General features: G+C 72.6%; 18 protein-coding genes. 11 read left to right on the top strand and 7 right to left on the bottom strand.

Annotated elements, in window-relative coordinates:
- Positions 1 to 64: 64 nt before the first annotated feature.
- On the top strand, positions 65 to 826 hold the full coding sequence (locus FYX01_RS18325; RefSeq protein WP_150243024.1) for an RraA family protein: 762 nt from the start codon (positions 65 to 67) through the stop codon (positions 824 to 826).
- Positions 827 to 873: 47 nt separating this feature from the next.
- Here the strand turns inward: FYX01_RS18325 and FYX01_RS18330 are convergent, their stop codons facing one another.
- Positions 874 to 1,575: a FadR/GntR family transcriptional regulator gene (locus FYX01_RS18330; RefSeq protein ID WP_150243026.1), complete on the bottom strand. Its 702-nt coding sequence runs from the start codon at positions 1,573 to 1,575 to the stop codon at positions 874 to 876.
- A 168-nt stretch (positions 1,576 to 1,743) separates the two neighbouring features.
- Between FYX01_RS18330 and FYX01_RS18335 the strand changes: the two genes are divergently transcribed.
- Positions 1,744 to 3,024: an MFS transporter gene (locus FYX01_RS18335; protein ID WP_190394381.1), complete on the top strand. Its 1,281-nt coding sequence runs from the start codon at positions 1,744 to 1,746 to the stop codon at positions 3,022 to 3,024.
- On the opposite strand, the gene FYX01_RS18340 is transcribed toward FYX01_RS18335, so the two are convergent.
- The 4 genes from FYX01_RS18340 to aceA all read right to left on the bottom strand — a co-directional run bounded on the left by FYX01_RS18340 (position 2,993) and on the right by aceA (position 6,098).
- A complete protein-coding gene (locus FYX01_RS18340) occupies positions 2,993 to 3,814 on the bottom strand; it encodes a CPBP family intramembrane glutamic endopeptidase (protein ID WP_150243028.1) in 822 nt (273 codons plus the stop codon). The two genes, FYX01_RS18335 and FYX01_RS18340, sit on opposite strands and share 32 nt — an antisense overlap.
- 120 nt (positions 3,815 to 3,934) lie before the next feature.
- Entirely contained in the window at positions 3,935 to 4,147 is a 213-nt protein-coding gene (locus FYX01_RS18345) for a hypothetical protein (RefSeq protein ID WP_223830528.1), read from the bottom strand.
- A gap of 178 nt (positions 4,148 to 4,325) precedes the next feature.
- Entirely contained in the window at positions 4,326 to 4,514 is a 189-nt protein-coding gene (locus FYX01_RS18350) for a DNA primase (RefSeq protein WP_150243030.1), read from the bottom strand.
- A 285-nt stretch (positions 4,515 to 4,799) separates the two neighbouring features.
- Entirely contained in the window at positions 4,800 to 6,098 is a 1,299-nt protein-coding gene (gene aceA, locus FYX01_RS18355; RefSeq protein WP_150243032.1) for an isocitrate lyase, read from the bottom strand.
- A gap of 219 nt (positions 6,099 to 6,317) precedes the next feature.
- Between aceA and FYX01_RS18360 the strand changes: the two genes are divergently transcribed.
- Positions 6,318 to 7,757 (top strand): XRE family transcriptional regulator, encoded by a 1,440-nt coding sequence (locus tag FYX01_RS18360; protein ID WP_150243034.1) that lies wholly within the window; start codon positions 6,318 to 6,320, stop codon positions 7,755 to 7,757.
- Between the two features lie 152 nt (positions 7,758 to 7,909).
- Complete coding sequence (locus tag FYX01_RS18365) at positions 7,910 to 9,139, top strand: acyl-CoA dehydrogenase family protein (RefSeq protein ID WP_150243036.1); 1,230 nt, start codon at positions 7,910 to 7,912, stop codon at positions 9,137 to 9,139.
- A 48-nt stretch (positions 9,140 to 9,187) separates the two neighbouring features.
- Here FYX01_RS18365 and FYX01_RS18370 read toward each other — a convergent pair whose 3' ends face one another.
- Positions 9,188 to 11,017, bottom strand: a complete 1,830-nt coding sequence (locus FYX01_RS18370; RefSeq protein ID WP_150243037.1) for a SpoIIE family protein phosphatase — start codon at positions 11,015 to 11,017, stop codon at positions 9,188 to 9,190.
- Between the two features lie 418 nt (positions 11,018 to 11,435).
- Here FYX01_RS18370 and FYX01_RS18375 point away from each other — a divergent pair, with 418 nt between their 5' ends.
- The 7 genes from FYX01_RS18375 (at position 11,436) to FYX01_RS18400 (ending at position 18,278) form a co-directional block, all read left to right on the top strand.
- Positions 11,436 to 12,146 (top strand): hypothetical protein, encoded by a 711-nt coding sequence (locus FYX01_RS18375; protein ID WP_223830529.1) that lies wholly within the window; start codon positions 11,436 to 11,438, stop codon positions 12,144 to 12,146.
- A gap of 177 nt (positions 12,147 to 12,323) precedes the next feature.
- Positions 12,324 to 13,112, top strand: a complete 789-nt coding sequence (locus FYX01_RS18380; RefSeq protein WP_150243039.1) for a hypothetical protein — start codon at positions 12,324 to 12,326, stop codon at positions 13,110 to 13,112.
- 41 nt (positions 13,113 to 13,153) lie between these two features.
- On the top strand, positions 13,154 to 13,831 hold the full coding sequence (locus tag FYX01_RS18385; RefSeq protein WP_150243041.1) for a TetR/AcrR family transcriptional regulator: 678 nt from the start codon (positions 13,154 to 13,156) through the stop codon (positions 13,829 to 13,831).
- A gap of 58 nt (positions 13,832 to 13,889) precedes the next feature.
- Positions 13,890 to 14,291 (top strand): MerR family transcriptional regulator, encoded by a 402-nt coding sequence (locus tag FYX01_RS18390; protein WP_150243043.1) that lies wholly within the window; start codon positions 13,890 to 13,892, stop codon positions 14,289 to 14,291.
- Positions 14,291 to 15,268 (top strand): aldo/keto reductase, encoded by a 978-nt coding sequence (locus tag FYX01_RS18395; RefSeq protein WP_150243047.1) that lies wholly within the window; start codon positions 14,291 to 14,293, stop codon positions 15,266 to 15,268. Before FYX01_RS18390 ends, FYX01_RS18395 begins: the two co-directional genes overlap by 1 nt.
- A 339-nt stretch (positions 15,269 to 15,607) precedes the next feature.
- The gene (locus FYX01_RS26255) at positions 15,608 to 15,772 is read left to right on the top strand and encodes a hypothetical protein (protein ID WP_190394382.1); all 165 of its coding nucleotides are present in this window, start codon (positions 15,608 to 15,610) and stop codon (positions 15,770 to 15,772) included.
- 190 nt (positions 15,773 to 15,962) lie between these two features.
- Complete coding sequence (locus FYX01_RS18400; RefSeq protein WP_150243050.1) at positions 15,963 to 18,278, top strand: hypothetical protein; 2,316 nt, start codon at positions 15,963 to 15,965, stop codon at positions 18,276 to 18,278.
- A 64-nt stretch (positions 18,279 to 18,342) separates the two neighbouring features.
- On the opposite strand, the gene FYX01_RS18405 is transcribed toward FYX01_RS18400, so the two are convergent.
- Positions 18,343 to 20,649, bottom strand: coding sequence for a HelD family protein (locus FYX01_RS18405; RefSeq protein ID WP_150243052.1), 2,307 nt, complete (start codon positions 20,647 to 20,649; stop codon positions 18,343 to 18,345).
- Positions 20,650 to 20,931: the final 282 nt, after the last annotated feature.

A 20,931-nucleotide genomic window follows, 5' to 3' on the forward strand; every position in this document is an offset into this window, starting at 1 on the left:
ACCGGCCGCACCGGCGCGGGTGTAATGGGAGGCTGACGTGGCGCTTGCGGATACCTTGACGGCTGTGGGCACGGTGGCGCTGGCACGGTGCGGCGGTCGGCCGTTCGGTACGCACCTGTTCTCCGTCTGGCCGGGGGCCGCCTTCGCGGCGACCGCCTTCCCGGTCCGCTGCACGCCGGGGGACAACCTCGCCATCCACGTCGCGGTGGCCCAGGCCCCTCCCGGCTCCGCCCTCGTGGTCGACGTCGCGGGCGAGGCCGAGTACGGCTACGTCGACGAACTCCTCGCCGTGGCCGCCAGTACCCGTGGGGTCAGGGGGATCGTCCTGGACGGCTGCGTACGCGACATCGCCGCCATCGTCCGCTGTGAGCTGCCCGTGTTCGGCGCGGGGGTCGCCGTCCGCGAGGCCGGGCACGAGGCGGGCGGCTCGGTCGGGCGCCAGATCAGCATGACGGCGGGCGGTCCCGCCCCCCTGCCCGTGCGCCGGGGCGACTGGATCGTCGCCGACGACGACGGAGTGGTGTGCCTGCCGCGGGGACAGGTGGGCTCCATCATCACCGAGACCCTGGACAGCGTCTCCCGGGAGCGGGAGATCATCGACGCCGTGTACGCGGGGGAGAGCACCCTGGAGCTGCTCGGCCTGGACCCCTCGCGGGTCGCAGGCTGGGAGGGCGGGGGCGAGCGCTCCCGCCGCGGCGGGACGGGGCGCTCGCGGACGCTCGGCGCACTGCGTGACGCGTCCGTGCGCGGCGCCGAGGGCCGCCCCGAGGCACGGCCGAGGGTCTCGCCGCGCTCCGCCGTGGGCGACGCCTACCGGGGCGACTGAACGCCCGTCCGGAGCGGTGCCCCCGCACCCCGGCGCGACGGGGCCGCTCAGCCCTCGGTGAGCGAGAGCAGTTCGTCGATGTAGCAGGTCGCCTCACGGGCGGCCCCGGTCGCGTCGGCGCCCCGGATCGCCTCGGTCAGCTTCGAGTGGTCCACTCCCTCGGTGGACGAGGAGGGCTGGTCGGTCGCCTCGTCGCTCTGCTCGTAGGCCGTGTGGGCGATACTCGCGTACACCACCTGCGCGATGTCGTCGTACAGGTCGATGAGCAGCGTGTTGTGGGTGGCGTTGACGACCGCCCGGTGGAAGGTGAAGTCCGACTCCACGAACGCGCCCATGTCGCGTTCGCGCCAGGCGGCCTCGCGCAGGGCCATGGCGCGGTCGATGTCGGCCATGTCCTCCTCGCTGTGGCGCAGCGCGGCCAGCCGGGCCGCCTCCACCTCCAGCGCGCGGCGCACCTCCAGGTTCTCCCTCAGCCGGGAGCGCTCCAGGCGGCGACGCAGGGCGCCGCCGAGTTCGCTGGAGGCGCGGACGAAGGTGCCCGCCCCCTGGCGGATCTCCAGCAGCCCCGCGTGGGCGAGGGCGCGAACGGCCTCGCGGACGGTGTTGCGTCCCACCTCAAGCTGGTCGGAGAGCTCCGACTCGGTGGGGATGCGGTCGCCGACACCCCATTCCCCCGAGTCGATCTGGGCTCTGAGCTGACTGATGACCTGGTCGACGAGACCGGTCCGGCGTGTCGAGGCGAGGGGCACGCGTTTACCTCCTAGGGCGGGTCGCCGGATAACAGGGCCAGCGCACAGGTACGGAACGGTTAAGCCCGGAGCTTAGACCAGTTACGGCCAGGAATTGGCCTCGAGCGGCAATGCGTTATCCTCATGAAGTACATCGGGTCATCCTATGAATCTCTGTGAGTCGCCTCCATGAGCGTCGGACCAGCGCCCCACGCCCCCGTGGCGAGCGGCCCCTCCGCGGGCGGAACCGCACGGCCCCCGCGAGCGGTCCTGCTGCTGATCGCCGCGGGGATCGCCCTGGCCGCACTGAACCTGCGCACCGCCATCACCAGCGTCGGCCCCGTGCTCGACGAGGTCACCGCGGGGCTGGGCATGACCGCGGTCGGCGCCGGGCTCCTCACCACCCTGCCCGTACTGTGCTTCGCGCTCTTCGGCGGTCTCACCCCCCTCCTGGCCCGGCGCCTCGGCGAGCACCACCTGCTCGTCTGCGCGCTGACCGCGGTCACCGTCGGCCTCGCCGCCCGGGCCGTGGCCCCCGAGCCGTGGGCGTTCCTGGCCCTGAGCGCCGTGGCGCTGTCCGGCGGCGCCGTCGGCAACGTCATCCTGCCCGCCCTGGTCAAGCAGCACTTTCCCGAGCGCGTGGGCCTGATGACCACCGTGTACACCACCGCCCTGGCCCTGGGCACCACCATCGCCGCCGCGGCCACCGTGCCCCTGGAGCAGTCCACCGGTGAGTGGCGCGCGGCCCTGGGCGCCTACGCCCTCTTCGGCGTCGCGGCCGCCGTGCCCTGGCTGCTGGTCCTGCGCCACGGGCCCGGACGCGGCGACCCCGCCCAGGCGCTGGGCTTTCGCCAGGTGCTGTCCACAGGCCTGGGCTGGCAGTCCGTGCTCTACTTCGGCACCCAGTCCTCGATCGCCTACATCATGTTCGGCTGGTACGCGCAGATGCTCCGAGACCAGGGCATGGACGCCCAGACCGCGGGCCTGGCGCTGTCCTACCTGACCCTCCTGGGCATCCCCATGTCCCTGCTGCTGCCCACGCTGCTGACCCGTCTGGACGACCAGCGCCCCTTCGTCGCCGTGTTCGCCGTCGCCTACATGGCGGGACTGGCCGGGCTGTGGACCGCTCCGCTGTCGGGCGTGTGGGTCTGGACCACACTCGTGGGCATCGGCATGGGCACCTTCGTCTTCGCCCTGACCTCCTTCGCGCTGCGCACCCGCACCGGCGCCGGGACGGCGGCGCTGTCGGCCTCCAGCCAGAGCCTGGGCTACCTCATGGGCGGCGCGGGGCCCTTCCTGTTCGGGCTGCTGCACGAGGGCAGCGGGGGCTGGCACGCGCCGCTGCTCCTGGTGGTCTTCCTGGTCGTGGTCAACCTGGCCGTGGGCATGCTGCTGGGCCGCCCCCGCTACCTGGAGGACGTCCTCGCCACGCGCGGCCTCACACCGGGAGCCAGTCGAGGCGGCCGATGAGGTACACCGAGCCGACGAAGGCCACGACGTCGATGACCGTGTGCGCCACCACCAGGGGCATCACGCGTCCGTAGCGCAGGTAGAACCAGCCGAAGACCAGGCCCATCACCAGGTTGCCGAAGAACATCCCGACGCCCTGGTAGAGGTGGTAGAAGGCGCGCAGCACCGAGCTGGCCAGCACCGCCTTCCACGGTGTCCACCCCAGCTGCCCCAGCCGGTGCAGGAGGTAGCCGACCACGATCACCTCTTCGAGGACGCCGTTCTTGGCCGCCTGGAGAACCAGGACGGGAACGTCCCACCAGTTGCCGGCCAGAGCGCTGGGCGCGATGGTGACCGTCAGCCCCAGCCGCCAGGACACCACGTACACGGCCAGGCCGCCCGCGCCGATGGCCGCGGCGAGGGCGGCGCCGCCGCCCAGGTCGAAGCCGGGGCGGCGCATGTCGAAGCCCAGCGTGCGCGAGGACTCCCCCGAACGGCGCATGAGGTAGGCCACCAGCAGGACCGGTACCAGGGCGAAGGCCACCGCGTACAGCTGCCAGGACAGGTCCAGCCAGGGGCGCTCCTCCGCCGCGCGGGGGCGCACCAGGCTGGCGGTCTGCTCGGACAGGGCCTCGGACGCGGTGAGCACGCCGAGGAAGGAGATGGTCGCCGAGACCGCCGCGGCGCCCAGGGACAGGGCGAGCACGCACAGGATCTCCCAGCGCAGCAGGCGCCGGTCGACGGGGACGGTGGGGGCGGGAGACGGTTCCTCGGGCTGCTCGGCACGCGGGGAGCGGATCTTGTCGGTCACGCCATGCAATGTACGCGCTGTCCGGCGGGGCGCGTGACCGGGGAACCACGGGGCCGGGGGCACGCCGGGGCGAGGGGTCCGACCGCCGCCCCGGCGCGCCGTGCCCGAACGCGAGGGCCGCTATTCGTCGTCCAGGCCCTCCACGCCCGGTTCCTCCACGGCCGGCGCCTCACTCTCGCCGTTGTCCACCTCGTCCTCGCAGGCGGCGCTCCCGAACACCGCGACGGCGGCGATCGCTCCGCCCGCGAGTACGCGGCGGATGGTGGTCACGGTCTTCTGGCTGATGCCCTCAAGCCTCACTGCTGGCTCCATCGGTTCGTGGACGGGTGCCATGGGCCGTCCCCGGTCCGCGCCGCGGACCGTCTCGCGGCACGTGTCCGGAGAAGCACGCGCCCCTCGAAGCGGCGCGAGCCGGGCGTTATTCTTCTGTGACCCATGTGCGGACCACGTTAGACGTGACGCGCCTCCGTTGCCAGGAGTACACGGGGGTGACCCGCCCGGTGTCAGGAACTCAGTCGTCGTCCTCGTCGCCCTCGTCCTCGTCCTCGCCGCCCTCGTCCTCGCCCTGTTCGGTGTCCATCTCCGGCATGACCTCCTCGCAGGCGGAGGTGCCCAGGGCCATGAACGCGGCCAGTGCGCCCACGGCGAGCACGCGACGCAGCATGGCCAGGGTGGAGGGGAGCGGTTCGAGGAGTCTCATGGGGATGCCTCCGGTTCTTCGGGGGTGCGCGGGTCCGCGCGGCGCAAGCCTAGGTCCCGCCCCGTCCGGTGGCCAGGGGCCGTGCCTCCTCGGGGGCGGACCCCCGTGCGGCGTGCCCCTCCGTGGGGGCACGTCCCGCCTCCCGGTTCCGGCACGCGAGAAGCCGCCGGCCATGCGCGTATGACACGGAACGCGCATGGCCGACGGCTAGGGGGCGGAGGCCGCCCCGCCCCGCCCCAGCCACGAAAGCGGGGAGGAACGGCCTCCTGGGAACGAAGACCAGTGTCAGTGAGCCGCTGAGAACTGGTCTTCCTCGGTGGAGCCGGTGAGAGCCGTGGTGCTGCCCTCAGGGGAGATGGTCGTGCTGATGGCGTCGAAGTAGCCGGTGCCGACCTCGCGCTGGTGGCGGGTGGCGGTGTAGCCGGCGGCCTCGGACGCGAACTCGGCCTCCTGCAGCTCGACGTACGAGGTCATCCCGTTCTGGGCGTAGCCCTTGGCCAGGTCGAACATCGAGTGGTTGAGCGAGTGGAAGCCCGCCAGGGTGATGAACTGGAACTTGTAGCCCATGTGGCCCAGCTCGCGCTGGAACTTCGCGATGGTCGCGTCGTCCAGGTGGCGCTTCCAGTTGAAGGACGGCGAGCAGTTGTAGGCCAGCATCTGGTCCGGGTACTCGGCCTTGATGCGCTCGGCGAAGTCGCGGGCGACATCCAGGTCGGGGGTCCCGGTCTCCATCCAGAGCAGGTCGGAGTGCGGGGCGTAGGCCAGGCCGCGGGCCACGCAGGCGTCGACGCCGTTGCGGAAGCGGTAGAAGCCCTCCGCGGTGCGCTCGCCCGTGATGTAGGGCTGGTCGCGCTCGTCCACGTCGCTGGTGATCAGGGTCGCGGCCTGGGCGTCGGTCCGCGCGATGACCAGGGACGGGACACCGGCGACGTCCGCGGCCAGGCGGGCGGCGCTCAGGGTCTTGACGTGCTGGCTGGTGGGGATGAGGACCTTGCCGCCCAGGTGGCCGCACTTCTTCTCGGAGGCCAGCTGGTCCTCCCAGTGCACGCCGGCCGCGCCCGCGGCGATCATGCCCCGCATCAGCTCGTAGGCGTTGAGGACGCCGCCGAACCCGGCCTCGGCGTCCGCGACGATCGGGGCGAGCCAGTCGGGAGCGCTGTCGTCGCCCTCGGCCCAGGTGATCTGGTCGGCGCGCATGAGCGCGTTGTTGATGCGGCGGACCACGGACGGAACCGAGTTGGCCGGGTACAGGCTCTGGTCCGGGTAGGTGTTGCCGGAGAGGTTGGCGTCGGCTGCGACCTGCCAACCGGAGAGGTAGATGGCCTTCAGGCCGGCGCGGACCTGCTGGACCGCCTGGTTGCCGGTGAGAGCGCCGAGGCTGTTGACGTAGTCCTCGGTGTGGAGCAGGTCCCACAGCCGCTCGGCGCCGCGACGGGCCAGGGTGTGCTCCTCGGTGACCGAGCCGCGGAGCCTGACCACGTCGTCGGCGGAGTAGGTGCGCTCGATACCGGCCCACCGGGGGTTGGTCTCCCAGTCGCGCTGGAGTTCGGCGCTGGCTTCCTGTCGTCGAGCGCTGGTGCCCATGTTCGTTCCCGCCTTACGTGTAGTCCCCAAGGTGTTCACACCGGTCGAGAGAGGTCCTGCCCAGAGCCAGGGGGTGAGCCCTGTGCGGTAAGTTCCCCGCCGGTAACTACGATTCTTGGGCAAGAACCAAGGCTTTTCCACTCAAAATCTAGTGAAGATCGTTGATTCTTTCCGTACCATGAAGCCATGGCGTACTTTGGTACTGAAGAAATACCGTCTTTGACAGGTGACCTAGATCTCGTCACCTTTGGCCAGCGGCTCCGGCATCTGCGGCGCGCACGCGGCCTTACCCTCTCTGACCTGGGAGAACGCGTGGGCAGGGCCCCCTCCCAGCTCTCCCTGCTGGAGAACGGCAAGCGTGAGCCCAAGCTCTCCCTGCTCACGTCCCTGGCCTCGGCCCTCAGCGTCTCGGTCGAGGAGCTGCTGTCCAAGCAGCCCCCGAGCCGGCGCGCGCAGCTGGAGATCTCCGTGGAGGAGGCCCAGCGCGACGCCCTCTACCAGAAGCTGGACCTGCCCCACCTGAGAGTGGGCAAGCGCGTCCCCAACGACGTGCTCGAACACATCGTGGGCCTGTACGGCGAGCTCAAGCGACGCAGCGCCAAGCCCGCGGCCACCCCCGAGGAGGCCCGCCGGGCCAACGCCGACCTGCGACGCCAGATGCGCGAGCGCGGCAACTACTTCGAGGACATCGAGAAGGCGGCGGCCGAGACCCTCAACGCCGTCAACTACACCGCGGGGGCGCTGTCCCAGGGGCAGATCCTCGCCATCGCCACCCACCACGGGTTCTCCCTCAGGTACGTGCAGGACCTGCCCCGCTCGGTGCGCTCCCTCACCGACCACGTCAACCGGCGTATCTACCTCAAGCGCGAGACCACGCTGGGCATGCACAGCCCGCGCACGATCCTCCTGCAGACCCTGGGCCACGTGGCGCTGGGCCACAACCAGCCGCGAGACTTCGGCGACTTCCTGCGCCAGCGGGTGGAGGCCAACTACTTCGCCGCCGCCGTCCTGATCCCCGAGTCCACCGCGGTGCGCTACCTGCAGGAGGCCAAGCAGGAGCGCGACCTGTCGGTGGAGGACCTGCGCGACGTGTACTCGGTCTCCTACGAGATGGCCGCGCACCGTTTCACCAACCTGGCCAACCGCCACCTGGACCTGGTCTGCCACTTCATCCGCAACGACGAGACCGGCATCATCTACAAGGCCTACGAGAACGACGGCCTGGTCTTTCCCACCGACGAGACCGGGGCCATCGAGGGTCAGCGCATGTGCCGCCAGTGGTCGGGGCGCCAGGTCTTCGCCTCGCCGGACCGCTACTCGATCTACTACCAGTACACGGACAAGCCCAACGGCACCCACTGGTGCGTGGCCCACGTGGACCCCAGCCGCGAGCGCAACTTCGCCATCACCCTGGGCGTGCCCTACAAGGAGTCGCGCTGGTTCCGGGGGCGCGAGACCACCAACCGCACCAAGTCCAACTGCCCGGGCGGAGAGTGCTGCGTGCGTCCGCCCGCGGATCTGGCCGCCCGCTGGGAGGGCAACGTGTGGCCGTCGGCCCGGGCGCACTCGCACGTGCTCTCGGCGCTTCCCTCGGGCACCTTCCCGGGTGTGGACGAGCACGACGTCTACACCTTCCTGGAGAAGCACGCCCTCGACTGAGCCGGACGAACCGCGAGGGGCCGGGGTGCGCGCACCCCGGCCCTCCGTGTGGAAACGCGACGTTGTGGCGGGAGACCCCAAGTGTTACCGTTGGTAACACACGCTGGCAGTTCCCTCTCCCCCCGGAGGGGCCCGACAAAGGATGTAAACGTATGAGTGAGGCCGCCGCGCCCGCCTTCAGCCTGGAACTGAGCGAGGACGTCCGCGATGTCCGGGACTGGGCCCACGGGTTCGCCGCCGACGTCATCCGCCCCGCTGCCGCCGAGTGGGACGAGCGGGAGGAGACCCCTTGGCCGATCATCCAGGAGGCCGCCAAGATCGGTCTGTACTCCCTCGACTTCTTCGCCAACCAGTGGCTGGAGCCCAGCGGCGTCGGTATCCCCGTCGCCTTCGAGGAGCTGTACTGGGGCGACCCGGGCATCGCCCTGTCCATCACCGGGACCGGGCTGGCGGCCGTGGCCGTGGCCTCCAACGGGACCCAGGAACAGCTCTTCGAGTGGGTGCCGCAGATGTTCGGCACCGCCGACGACGTCAAGCTCGGCGCGTTCTGCTCCTCCGAGCCCGACGCGGGCAGCGACGTCTCGGCGATCCGCACCCGCGCCGTCTACGACGAGGCCAGGGACGAGTGGGTGCTCAACGGCACCAAGACCTGGGCCACCAACGGCGGCATCGCCGACGTCCACGTGGTCGTCGCCTCCGTGGAGCCCGGGTTCGGCTCCCGTGGACAGGCCACGTTCATCGTGCCGCCGGGCACTCCCGGACTCAGCCAGGGGCAGAAGTTCGCCAAGCACGGGATCCGCGCCTCGCACACCGCCGAGGTCGTCCTGGACGACGTGCGGGTCCCCGGGGCCTGCCTGCTGGGCGGCAAGGAGAAGCTCGACGAGCGCCTCGCCCGCGTCCGCGAGGGCAAGCGCTCCAAGGGCCAGGCCGCGATGAGGACCTTCGAGGCCTCCCGTCCGAGCGTCGGGGCGATGGCGGTCGGCTGTGCCCGCGCCGCCTACGAGTACGCCCGCGACTACTCCGTCCAGCGCGAGCAGTTCGGTCGCCCGATCGGGGACAACCAGGGCGTGGCCTTCACCCTGGCCGACATGGCCACCCGCATCGACGCCGCCCGCCTGCTGGTGTGGCGCGCCGCGTGGATGGCCCGCAACGGCAAGGACTTCGACAACGCCGAAGGCTCCATGAGTAAGCTCTACGCCAGCGAGACCGCCACGTTCGTCACCCAGAACGCCGTGCGCATCCTCGGGGGCAACGGGTACACGAGGGAGTACCCGGTGGAGCGCTGGCACCGCGACGCGACGATCTTCACGATCTTCGAGGGCGCCAGCGAGATCCAGAGGCTCATCATCGGCCGGGCCGTCACCGGGCTGCCGGTGCGCTGACCGCCACCGGCTCCCGCGTCTCCGCCGGGGCGGGTGCCGCCGCGGGGCCTACGCCTCTTCGGAGGTGTCCCCGACCGGGGTGTTCTCGACGCGCGAGCCGGGAGCCCCCCGGCCGACGGCGGCGGGGCTGTGCGCGTGCTGCTGCGGGGACGGCCGCGTGTCGCCGTCGGCGCCCGCGCCCGCTGGCGGAAGGCGCAGGGCGAGCAGGGCGACGTCGTCGCCGCTGGGTTTGATACGGGCGAGGAGCTCGTCGAGGAAGTCCTCCAGGTCATGGTGTGCCAGGGCGGCGGCGTGGCGGCGCAGGCTGGCCATGCCCGTGTCGATGGGCCGGTCGCGGCTCTCGATGAGGCCGTCGGTGTACAGCAGCAGGGTGGACCGCGCGGGGATCTCCTCGCGGGCGTCGGGCCAGTCCAGGCCCATGTGCAGGGTGGCGCTCATACCGAGGAGGGGACCGTGGCCGCCCTCCAGGTAGCGGGTGTGGCCGTCGGCGGTGACGAGCAGCGGCGGGGGATGTCCGGCGTTGACCCAGTGCAGGTGCCAGGGACCGCCCTCGGGGCCCTCAAGGCGGGCGAGGACGGCGGTGGCCATGGGGGCGTCGCTGGTGTTGGTCATGGCCTCGTCCAGCCGCCGCATGATGAGGCTGGGAGGCTCCTGCCGGTCCCAGGCCAGGGCGCGCAGCATGTTGCGGACCTCGGCCATGTGCGCGGCGGCCTGGAGGTCGTGGCCGACCACGTCACCGATGACCAGGGTCATCACACCGTCGGCGAGGAGGAACGCGTCGTACCAGTCCCCGCCGACCTCCGCGCTCTGCTGCGCGGGCTGGTAGCGGGCGGCGAGCTCGAGGTGGTCGACCTGCGGCAGGGGGGTCAGGAGCTGGCGCTGCATGGTTTCGGCGAAGCCGCGTTGCCGCTCGAAGAGCTGGATGCTCTCCATCACCAGTCCGGCACGCTGTGCGATGTCGCTCAGTACGAGGAACTCGGCGTCGGTGTAGGCGGACCGCTGCCCGGTCCGGGCCACGGTCAACGCACCGAGGACCTGTCTGCGGGTGTACAGCGGCACCACCACGGCGGAGTGCCCGCCCAGGCGGTCGAACAGCTGCCGGTGCGCCCGGGCGAGCGGCTCGTCCGATTCGCGGGCCAGGGCCCGTGCGTCGAGCATGAGGGGCTGGACGCTGTACAGGGCGCGCGCCAGTGCCGTACGGGAGGTGCGCGGCGGTGGCGGCAGCGGACCCTTCAGAGACTCGGCCGTACCGCGGTCGCCGAGGGCGTGTACGGCGATGCGCTGGAGCTCCTCCGTCCGCCCGGCCGGGATCAGGTCGACCACCGCCCAGTCACCCAGTTCCGGCACCAGCAGTCGGACCAGTTTGTCCAGCATCTCGGAGGTGTCCAGGGTGGAGACGAGGAGTCCGGAGACCTCCGCCACCATACTCAGCCTGCCGGTCAACTCCTCCAGGGCCGCCAGGTGCGCCGCGGTCTGTTCGACGGCGTCGCGGTGCCGCTTGAAGTCGTGGAAGACGATGACCAGGCCGTCCAGGTCCCCTCCGTGCTGGAGCGGGGTGGCCGCCCAGATGACGGGGACAAGCGTGCCGTCCCCCCGCAGGTAGAACTCGTCGCTTCCCTCGGCCGGCTGACCGCTCCCGAGCACGGCCAGGGCGGGGCACTCCTCCCGTGGAACCTCGTTCCCGTCCGCGTCGCGGTGCAGCAGACCATGGAGGTCGAGGCCCAGCATCTGCTCCTGGGACCGGTCGAGGATCCGCTGCGCGAAGGGATTGGAGGCGGTGAGCCGGCCCTCGGCGTCGGTGACGAACATCCCCGCACCCAGGCTGTCGAACACCGCGCGCAACAAGCCGGTCTCCAGCGGCCAGTCGGTGTCGCTCATCGCCCCACCCCCGGTCCTTCCGTCGACGTGGCCGCCGGACCGTGAAACGCGGGCGCGGCGGTCGGTCTCTGCGGCGGCTTCCTCCGCTTCGCCGGCACCGGAAGGCGCCGGCACCGTGACTGCCGTGTTCCACGAGGTCCGGTACCGCCGTGCGAGCGCCCGTCCCGAAGCGCCGGGCCCGGTCGGTGGTCCCGCCGGATCTGCTCGAAGACCCACGCACACGGCCCGCGCACACCGTCCCCGGGCACGACCGTGACCAACGCAGTACAGTGTGGCCTCTCCGACGGGACAAAGAACGTATTACGCCGTCAGCGGCATGTCACACCGCCAGGCGGCGTGGCTCGGAAACGCGGTCGGCGGAACCGCCGCGCACCACGGGGCCCGGTGACCGGCCACGGGTCACGGGTAGTGGTCATCCATGAGCACATCTACCGGACCGCGGCCTCCGCTGGAGGCGCGGCGCGGCGTGGAGGCCGCGGAGGCCCTGGCCCGCTGGCTGGACAAGCCGATGGGCGCGCTCGGCCTGCTCTTCGTCCTCGTCGTCCTCGGCCAGGCCCTGGCGACGGAGCCCTCGGTGGTCACCGCGCTGTCCTGGCTGTCCTGGCTGCTGTGGCTGCTCTTCGTGGCCGAGTTCGCGCTGCGCGCCTACGTCGCGCGCGACCAGCGCCTCTTCTGGAGGCGCAACTGGTGGCAGGTCCTCTTCCTCGCCCTGCCCTTCCTGCGTTTCGCCCGGGCCCTCACCCTGTTGCGCACGGCGCGGGTCGGCGGGGTGCTCTCGGCGGCGATCCGGGGATCGCGGTCGGCCTCGCGCCTGCTGTCGGGCCGCATCACCTGGCTGGCGGTGGTCACCGCGATCGTGGTCCTGGGCTCCAGCCAGCTCCTGTACATCCTGGGTTCCTACGATGACTACGCGAGTGCCCTGCACGACGCCGCCCTGGCGACCGTGGCGGGGGAGCCGCTGACCGCCGACGACGCGTTCGCCCAGAGCCTGGAGGTGGCCCTGGCCGTCTACTCGGTGGTCGTGTTCGCCTCGCTGGCCGGTGCGCTGGGCGCCTTCTTCCTCAGCCCCGAGGACCCGGACGACGACACCCGTGACACCGGTACCGGAGAACCTTCGAACGCTGGTTGACCCGGTCGCCGCGGCCGTGGAGCCGAGGAGGCCGGCGGGCACGAGGGTGACCGCACCGCGTCCCGTGCCTGGTCGGAGGCGCCGGAGCACCTGCCGTCCGGTCCTGAACGGCGGAGCGCCGGACAGGTCCGGCAACCGCCCTCGCCGATCCGAACATCCGACCTCTACCCTGGCGGCATGAACGCCACCATGGGCAACGGAGCCCCCACCATCACCATCCCCACCGGCTACAACGGCCCCGACGGCTCGGGCAACGGCGGCTACACCGCGGGCCTGCTCGCCGCACGGCTCACCGCGGTCGGCGGGCCCGCCGTCCAGGTCACCCTGCGCGTTCCACCGCCCCTGGACCACACGCTGACGGTGGAGGACGGGCCCGGCGGCGCGCTCAACCTGACCGATCCCGCCGCCGAGGAAGGCGCCCGGCTGGTCGCCGAGGCGACGGTCACCGAACTCCCGGACACTCCTGGGAACCCTGGCGTCCCCGGCGGCCCGGTCGGGGTGCCCGAGGCCGAGGAGGCCGAGAGCCGCTATCCGGGCCTGACCGCCCACCCCTTCCCGCGCTGCTACAGCTGCGGCCCCGAACGCGCCGAGGGCGACGGCCTGCGCCTGTTCGCCGGATCCGTGCGCCCGGGCGCCGGCCCCGACTCGGTGGGCAACACCGTCGCCTGCACCTGGACCCCGCACCCCGCCCTGGACGAGGGCTCCGGCACCGTCGGCCTCGCCCAGGTGTGGGCCGCCCTGGACTGCCCCGGCGGCTGGTCCAGCGACGTGGTCGGCCGCCCCGCCCTCCTCGGCAGGATCACCGTCCGCGTCGACCGGGCGCCCCGGATCGGGGACACCCACGTGGTGATGGGCCACCTGGAGTCGGTCGAGGGCCGCAAGATCCGCACCGGCAGCGCCCTCTACGACGCCGAGGGCCGTCTCCTGGCCCTGGCCGGGGCCACCTGGATCGCGCTCCGGACCTGATCCGCCGCCCCCGCGGCGCCGAACCGCTACGGTGATCCCTTGTGGCCTTCGAACGCACGCGGCAGACCGCTCTGACCGACAGCAGCGACACCCCCGGCACGCCTGTGCCGGGGGTTCCCCCCACGCGCGGGGGACGGGGCGGACGCGGGCGCGACCCCGAGCGGCGCCGCGCCATCCTGGACGCCGCCGACAGGGTGATCCAGCGTGACGGCCCGGACGCGTCGATGCTGGCCATCGCGGCCGAGGCCGGGATCAGCAAGCCGATCCTGTACCGGCACTTCGGCGACAAGGGCGGCCTGTACCGGGCGCTGGCCCGGCGCCACGTGGACCCGCTCATCGAGCGCATCCGGGAGGAGCTGCACCAGCACACCGGGTTCGAGGTGCGCGCCCGGGCCACGGTCGGCGCCTACCTGTCGATGATCTCCCAGAACCTCAACCTCTACCGGTTCCTCATGGACCGGGCCACCTCCGAGGACTCGCGCACCCGCAGCGACCTGGGCATGATGGTCCGCCGCCTGGGCGAGGAGCTCGCTGACCAGCTCGTCGCGGAACTGCGCATCGGCGACCGCCCGCGCTCCCAGATCGTCGCGCACGCCGTCGTGGGCATGGTGCAGGCGGCGGGGGAGTGGTGGCTGGAGCACCCCGAGGTCGGCGAGGAGGAGATCATCGACGACCTCACCGACGCGGTGGTCGGCGCCATCCGCGGCAGCGGCGGCTGAGGGCTTTTCCTCCGCCCCACTTGACCTGGAGTGCGCTCCAGGTCCCATGCTTCTTCTCATGAGGGACTACTACACCCCGGGTGAGGTCGCCGAGCGCTTCGGTCTCACTCTGGACACCTTGCGCTACTACGAGAAGGCGGGTCTGCTCCGCCGGGTGGACCGCGCTCCCAGCGGGCACCGCCGCTACCGCGCCGACGACGTCGAACTGCTCAACATGATCCGGTGCCTGCGCGACACCGACATGCCCATCGCACGGCTGCGCGACTTCGCCGAACTCGTCCGCGAGGGCGAGCACACCATCCCCTCACGCCTGGACGTGCTCCAGGGCCACCAGCGCCGGCTGGACGAGCGCATCGCCGAGATGCGCCAGTGCCAGACCGTGATCCAGCACAAGATCGACTACTACCTGGGCGTGTTCGCCGAGCGACGAACCCCCGAGACGGTCGAGGAGACCTCCTGATGCGTTACACCACCATCGGCGACCGCCGGGTCAGCGCCCTGTGCCTGGGCGCGATGAAGTTCGGCAGCGAGACCGACGACGCCACCTCCGCCGCCATACTCGACCGCTTCGTGGAGGCCGGGGGCACCTTCGTGGACACCGCCGACTGCTACCAGTTCTGGGTGGAGGGCTTCGAGGGACACGAGAGCGAGACCTTCCTGGGCCGGTGGCGCCGCGAGCGGGGGATCACCGACGAGGTCGTGATCGCCACCAAGCTCGGCGCGCAGCCCACCGTGCCCGGCACCGGCCTGGAGACCAAGGAGGGCCTGTCCGCCGAGGCCGTGGCGACGGCCGCGGAGCGCAGCCGCCGGCGTCTGGGCGTGGACCGCCTGGACGTGCTCTACGCCCACCAGGAGGACCGCGAGACCCCGCTGTCCGAGACCCTGGACGCCTTCGCCGGGCTCGTCGGCGAGGGCGCCGTCGAGCACGTGGGCCTGAGCAACCACCGCACGTGGAACCTGGAGCGGGCCCGCGCCGTCACCGAGGCCCGGGGCTGGCCGCGTCCCCGTGTGCTGCAGTACCGGTACAGCTACCTGCAGCCCCGGTTCGACGTGCCGCTGCGGTCCATGGGGCACATGCACGTCACCCCCGAGCTGCTCGACTTCGTCCGGTCCGAGGCCGCCGAGGGCCGGGAACACACGCTGGTGGCCTACACCCCTCTGCTGTGGGGTGCCTACACCCGCCCGGAGAAGGCCGCCGAACTGGACGAGGCCTACGACCACCCGGGCACTCCCGCCCGCCTGGCCGTCCTGGACGAGGTCGCCCGGGAGACCGGGGCCACCCGCAACCAGGTCGTGCTCTCCTGGCTGATGGACAGCGACCCGAGCGTGGTGCCGCTGGTGGGGGTGAGTTCCCTGGAGCAGTTGAACGAGGCGATCGAGGCCACCGACCTGGTGCTCGACAAGGAGCAGTGGCAGCGCCTGGACGGGGCCGGATAGCGCGTGGACGGGCCGGATCCGCTCGCGTGGCGGGGGAACGCGCTCCCCGCCACGCGGGCCGGGTAGGTAGGACGGGCCCGCGCCGGAACGCTCCCCAGCGCGCGGGCGGCACGGCCGAACGGCGGGACGGCCCAGCCGGAGCCGCTGGATCTATTGAAATTCGATAGATTACAGACGATGATCGATAGGCGTTCGCGGATGTCGAGTGGCGGTCCGGTGACCTGTTCGAGGGATCGGGGGACGAACCACCACGGCGTACCGCGCACCGAACGCACCGACCGCGTTGACTCGCTCGCCGGCACGACCGGCGGCGGGCCCGGCCCCTGGAAGGGAACCCCCATGAAGTACCTCCTCGTCGTCGCCGCGGTCCTCACCGTCGCGATCGGTGTCGTCGGCGTCGTGCACGGGGAGGCCGACGACTCGCCGGGCCTCCAGCTCCTGGGGGCCGTGCTCGTGGTCTGCGCGGTCGTGTTCGGCGTGAGGACCGTCCGGCGCGGCGTGTAGCGGTACGGCCGTCGGCGCCCGGCCGGGAACAGCGGGCGCGTCCGGCCGGGGCGGTGGGTTTCGGACAAACCACGCACAACACCCTCCATATGTAAGAACACACGGTTTTACGATGCTTTGACCGGATACCTTCCTAGTGGCGGCGGAGCGGCCGCGCCGCCTCGGTCCGCGAACCCGTGGGAGGGGCGACTTGCCGGAGAGCACGTACCACCAGATCCACTTCGCCTGGGCCGAGCCCACCCTCCTCGGCCGTGTCGGCCCCGGACCGGCCGCCTCCTCCCTCCCCGAGTCCGAGCAGCCCGTGCTGCGCTCCTGGCGTGACCGCCTCGTCCCCGCGCTCACCGCCGACTACCGGTCCGCGCTGCCCGACAGCGATCCCGCCGACTACCCCGAGACCCTCTGGGCCCGCGCCTACCCCGACGGGCAGGCCGCCCTGGTCTACCGGTGGCCCGGCGACGTCCGGTCCGCACACGCCTGGGCCATCGTGGGACCGGCGTACGGCCTCGCCCTGCCGCGCGTGCTGTCCCTGCACGAGAACCCCAACACCCGTCCCGCAGAGCGCCGGCCACCGGTGCCCGGCTGGGCGACCATGGACACCCTGCCCGTGCCCGAGCCCTGGGAGCGCACCGCGGCACCCGGGGCCGTGCGCACCCGCGACAGGCGCGCGGCCGAGACCACCGTCGAGGACGAGCCGGTCCTGGTCGGCGCCGTGGCCGCCGCCCTGTACCGCCCCGACCTGCCGATCCACATCGCCCTGGCCCCCGAGCGCGCCGACCTGTGGCAGGCGGTGCAGCTGCGTTTCCTGTGGGGCGTGCACCGGGTGCTGCACGACGTGCTCACCCCGCCCCGCGCCATCCCGGCGGCCGGGTGGAGCTGGTCGTTCTCCACCTACGATCCGGTGCTGGGCACCGCCGGGGGACAGCACCTGGCCTTCGGCCCACCGGTCCCGGGCACCCCCGCGCCCTTCCTCACCCCTCCCGCCTCCGACTACCGGAAGGTCGCCGAGGGACTCGTGACCGTCCTGCGGGAGGAGGGCGGGGACGCGCTCACCGAGCACCTGAGGGAGCGCGGGGTGCCCGGCGCCCCGACCTTCGCCGACCGCCGCGCCCTGATCCGCGACTGGCTCGACCCCCGGCCCCGCTCCGCCGACGGTGTCCCCACCCCCGAACGGCTGCCCGACGAAGAGGATCCCCCCGCCGGGGCGCCCCTTTCCGACCTGCCCGAGGCGGAGGAGCCCGGGGAGGAGGAGACGGGGCCGCGGCCGCCCTCCGGACCCCGCCTCTTCCCGGGCCGCACCGGAGCGGAGGACGCCGGGCCCCCGCCCGTGTCCGCGGCCGGTGCCGCCGCGCACGTGCCCGGCGGCCAGCGCTCGCTGAAGGGGATCGCCGAGGAGAGGGCGTCCGGCTCGACGGAGCGGCCCGGGGGCGGGGGATCCGCGACGTACGGATCGCCGTACGAGGACGACGAGGCGCTCTGGCCCGAGGCCGTCCCCGAACCCGAGCCCCTTCCGGAGGATCCGGACCCCGGGGGCCCGGAGGACGTGCCCGGACCGGGCCTGGACCCCTCCGGACCTCCCCGGATCTTCGAGGCCCCCGAGCCCTGGGGGGCGCGGGAACCCCGCAAACCGCACATCGTCCCGGACGCCCCGGCGGACCTCCGGGAGGAGGCTCCGGAGCTCCAGGAGGAGGCGCCGGAGCCGCAGGACGCGGAAGTCCCTCCCGTGCCGTCCCAGGACACCTTCGGAACGGGTGGACCAGCCAGCCTGGACAGGACCCCGGAGCCACCCCCGGAGTCCCTTGAACCCCAGGAACCGCCCCGGTCCCAGGATGAGTGGACCGTCGCGGCATCCTCCACGGCCCCGGCGCCGCCGGACCGTCCGCACGAGGCTCCCGAACCGCCGCGGGGCCCCGACCTCACGGACGGCCCCGAGGAGCGGACGCCCGCCGACGCACCGCCCCTGCCGGTGGGCCCCGGAACCGGGCCGGGCGGTGCGGGCGGAACCGACACCGCGACGGAGGCGACGCGCGACTACGCGGCCGAGACCGAACCCGGGCCCGGTGAGCTCCTCGGGGATGACGGCTCCGACGGCAACTGGCCCACCCAGTACGTCGACCTGCCCCTGTCCCGGCTGGAGCGCTGGCACTCCAGGCACGGACCGGAGGGCGCGCGCGTCGACGTCATCGACGCCCGCGCCGCCGTCAGAGCCGAACGCGCCGAACTCCAGCGCGTTCGTGAGGAACGCGACCACTACCACGCGGAGGTGCAGGAGTTGCGACGCGAGGTCGCCCGGCTGGACCGCCCCTGGCTGGAGGGACCGGGCGAGGACGGTGACGCTCCCGAGGCGCCCCGCCCCCGCCGCCGGCCCTCCCCAGCCCTGGTGCTGATCCTCCTGGTCGCCGTCCTCGCCACCGGCCTGGAGGCGGGCGCCCGCCTCGGCCTGGGCACCACGGACCTGCTCGGGTTGCTGGGGAGCAGGATCACCGGCGCCTCCTGGTGGCCCTTCTGATCCCGCGGCCCACCGGACGCCGGGCGGTGGCCGGCGACGCACTCCGCGCGTCCCGAGCCCGCCCTCAGGCCAGGCGGCCCAGTACGTCCGGCAGCTCCCCGGTGTGCGCGACCGTCAGCCGGCGCGTGGCGCGCGTGACCGCCACGTACAGGTCGTTGGCGCCGCGCGGCTGCGCCAGCAGCGCGTCCGGCTCCACGACCACCACCGAGTCGAACTCCAGCCCCTTGGCCTCGGTCGCGGTCAGGACCACCACCGTCTCCTCCAGGGCGTCCCGGCCCGTACCCGAACCGCCCGCCCCCGGACGGGCGGCCGTGGGCAGCGCCGCCGCCACCGTGTCCACGTGCCGGTCGGCGGTGACCACCGCGACCCTGCCCGCGCCGATCGTCCGGACCTCCCCGTCGACCAGCGCGGACAGCTCCCCCTCCAGCGACGACAGCCGCACCGCGCGCGGCGGGTCACCCTCCCCGCGCACCGATTCGGGCACCTCCTCGTCCGGTGCCGCCTCGCGCAAGACGTCGGCGGCCACCGCCATGATCGGCGCCGGGGTCCGGTAGTTCACCCGCAGCCGCTCCACGTGCACCTTGCCCCGTGCGTACGGATCCAGCGCGGTCAACCACGACCGCGTCCCCGACGCACTGCCGGTCTGGGCCACGTCGCCCACCACGGTCAACGACCGCGTCGGCACCCGGCGCATCACCGTGCGCCACGCCATCGGCGACAGCTCCTGGGCCTCGTCCACGATCACGTGCCCGTAGGTCCACTCCCGGTCCGAGCCCGCCCGGTCGGCGGTGGTGCGCGCGGGCCCGGTGTCGCGGTGCCGGGCCGCCAGACCGGCGGCGTCCATCATCTGGTCCTCGAACAGCCCGGTGAACTCCAGCACTCCCTGCGCGTACCGCTCCTCCTCGTCCCGCTCGGCCTCGGCACGGCGCTCCCGCGCACGCTCGGCACTGTCGTCGTGCCCCAGCAGCTCGGCGGCCTCGTCCAGCAGCGGAACGTCCTCCACGGTCCACGGCGACTCGGGGGAGCGGGCCAGGGCCGCACACGCCTCGGCACCGATTCCGGCCCGGGCCCCGACCCGCTCCAGCGCCGCGGGGTCGGCGAACAGCTCGCGCAGCAGCCGCCGCGGAGTCAGGTACGGCCACAGACCGTCCAGCGCCTCCCGCACAGGCTCCTCGTGCCAGAGCCGCTCACCCGAGAAGGACAGGTCCTCCTCGGCCACGGGACGGCCCAGGAGTGTCGACTCGGACCGCGCCAGCTCCCCGAGCAGGGTGTTCACCACGTACTTGCGTGCGATGTTGTGCGACAGGCGCAGACCCCGCGCGGTCCGCAGCACGTGCTCGCACAGCGCGCCGGACACGGTGAGTACGCCAGCGTCGGTCTCCACGAGCAGGTCCTCACCGCCGAGGGCCTCCTCGGGCGTGCGCTGGCGGTCGGCCACGGCCGCGTGCAGCAGGTCGACCATTCCCAGCGAGCTCTTCACCGCGGCGGTGGCGTGCGGATCGTGCGCGGAGGCCGTCACCCCCGGGAACAGCTCCCCGACCGTGCGCATGACCACGTCGGTCTCCCCGAGAGCGGGCAGCACGTCGCTGACATAGCGCAGGAACGCCGGGTTGGGGCCCACCACCAGCACCCCGCGCCGCTCCAGCACGTTGCGGTGGGTGTAGAGAAGATAGGCGGCCCGGTGCAGGGCCGCGACGGTCTTGCCGGTGCCGGGACCGCCCTGGACCACCAGGACCCCGGCCATCCGGGCACGGATGACCCGGTCCTGCTCGGTCTGGATGGTGGCGACGATGTCGCCCATGCGCCCGGTCCGTCCCTGGTGCAGCGACGCGAGCAGCGCCGCCTCGCCGACCAGCTGCCGGCGGTCGGTGTCGGTCAGACCGCCGGGGTCGAACACATCGTCGTCGAGCCCGACCACCCTGCGGCGGCGTACCCGCAGGTGGCGGCGGCGGGTGATCCCGTGCGGGTCACCGGGGGTGGCGGCGTAGAAGGGGCGGGCGGCCGGAGCCCGCCAGTCCACGAGGATGGTCCCGTACTCGGCGTCGCGCAGTCCGATCCGGCCCACGTAGCGGGTCTCGGGTCCCTCCCCGGAGGCGTTCCCCTCCTCCGGGACCAGGTCGATCCGGCCGAAGCACAGCCCTTCCTCGACCGACCCGAGCTGGGCCTGGCGGCGGGCCTGCTCGTAGGAACGCGTCTCGCGTTCCACGAGGGCCGCGAAACCTCCGCGCTCCTGCATGTGGGCGGTGGCGAGCTGGTCGGCGGTGTGCGCGCGCAGGGCGTCCAGGCGCTCGTACATCGCGCTGACCCGGGTCTGTTCCACAGCCAGGGCGGCTGACGACGCCTCTTCGGCGTCCACTTGACAGAAATCCATCTGCTTGCTATGCTCCGCATGCTGGGTTTTTTGTGATTAGTCCGAAAAGCGACAGTGAGCTCTGCAGCCTAACACGGCATCGTGCCCCCGCGCGAACGCCCCGGACTCTCCGCGGGCCGTGCGGTGGTTCGGCGCCGTCATCCTGCCCGGGGACCCGGCCCTCCCGCGGAGCGGGTGCGTGTTCGGGGGAACACTATGCGGTGCTTCCCTCCCCAGAGCCCGTCGCACCCGCTACACTCATGCGTATGCGACACACGACCACCCAGGCCCAGTGGTGGCGCC

The organism is Nocardiopsis quinghaiensis, assembly GCF_008638365.1.
Lineage (GTDB): Bacteria > Actinomycetota > Actinomycetes > Streptosporangiales > Streptosporangiaceae > Nocardiopsis > Nocardiopsis quinghaiensis.

Coding starts and splice junctions, on each gene's coding strand:
- FYX01_RS18390 (WP_150243043.1), top strand. CDS start 13,890: ATGAGGGACTACTACACCCCGGGTGAGGTCGCCGAGCGCTTCGGTCTC.
- FYX01_RS18345 (WP_223830528.1), bottom strand. CDS start 4,147: ATGGCACCCGTCCACGAACCGATGGAGCCAGCAGTGAGGCTTGAGGGC.
- FYX01_RS18405 (WP_150243052.1), bottom strand. CDS start 20,649: ATGGATTTCTGTCAAGTGGACGCCGAAGAGGCGTCGTCAGCCGCCCTG.
- aceA (WP_150243032.1), bottom strand. CDS start 6,098: ATGGGCACCAGCGCTCGACGACAGGAAGCCAGCGCCGAACTCCAGCGC.
- FYX01_RS18335 (WP_190394381.1), top strand. CDS start 1,744: ATGAGCGTCGGACCAGCGCCCCACGCCCCCGTGGCGAGCGGCCCCTCC.
- FYX01_RS26255 (WP_190394382.1), top strand. CDS start 15,608: ATGAAGTACCTCCTCGTCGTCGCCGCGGTCCTCACCGTCGCGATCGGT.
- FYX01_RS18365 (WP_150243036.1), top strand. CDS start 7,910: ATGAGTGAGGCCGCCGCGCCCGCCTTCAGCCTGGAACTGAGCGAGGAC.
- FYX01_RS18375 (WP_223830529.1), top strand. CDS start 11,436: ATGAGCACATCTACCGGACCGCGGCCTCCGCTGGAGGCGCGGCGCGGC.
- FYX01_RS18350 (WP_150243030.1), bottom strand. CDS start 4,514: ATGAGACTCCTCGAACCGCTCCCCTCCACCCTGGCCATGCTGCGTCGC.
- FYX01_RS18370 (WP_150243037.1), bottom strand. CDS start 11,017: ATGAGCGACACCGACTGGCCGCTGGAGACCGGCTTGTTGCGCGCGGTG.
- FYX01_RS18395 (WP_150243047.1), top strand. CDS start 14,291: ATGCGTTACACCACCATCGGCGACCGCCGGGTCAGCGCCCTGTGCCTG.
- FYX01_RS18380 (WP_150243039.1), top strand. CDS start 12,324: ATGAACGCCACCATGGGCAACGGAGCCCCCACCATCACCATCCCCACC.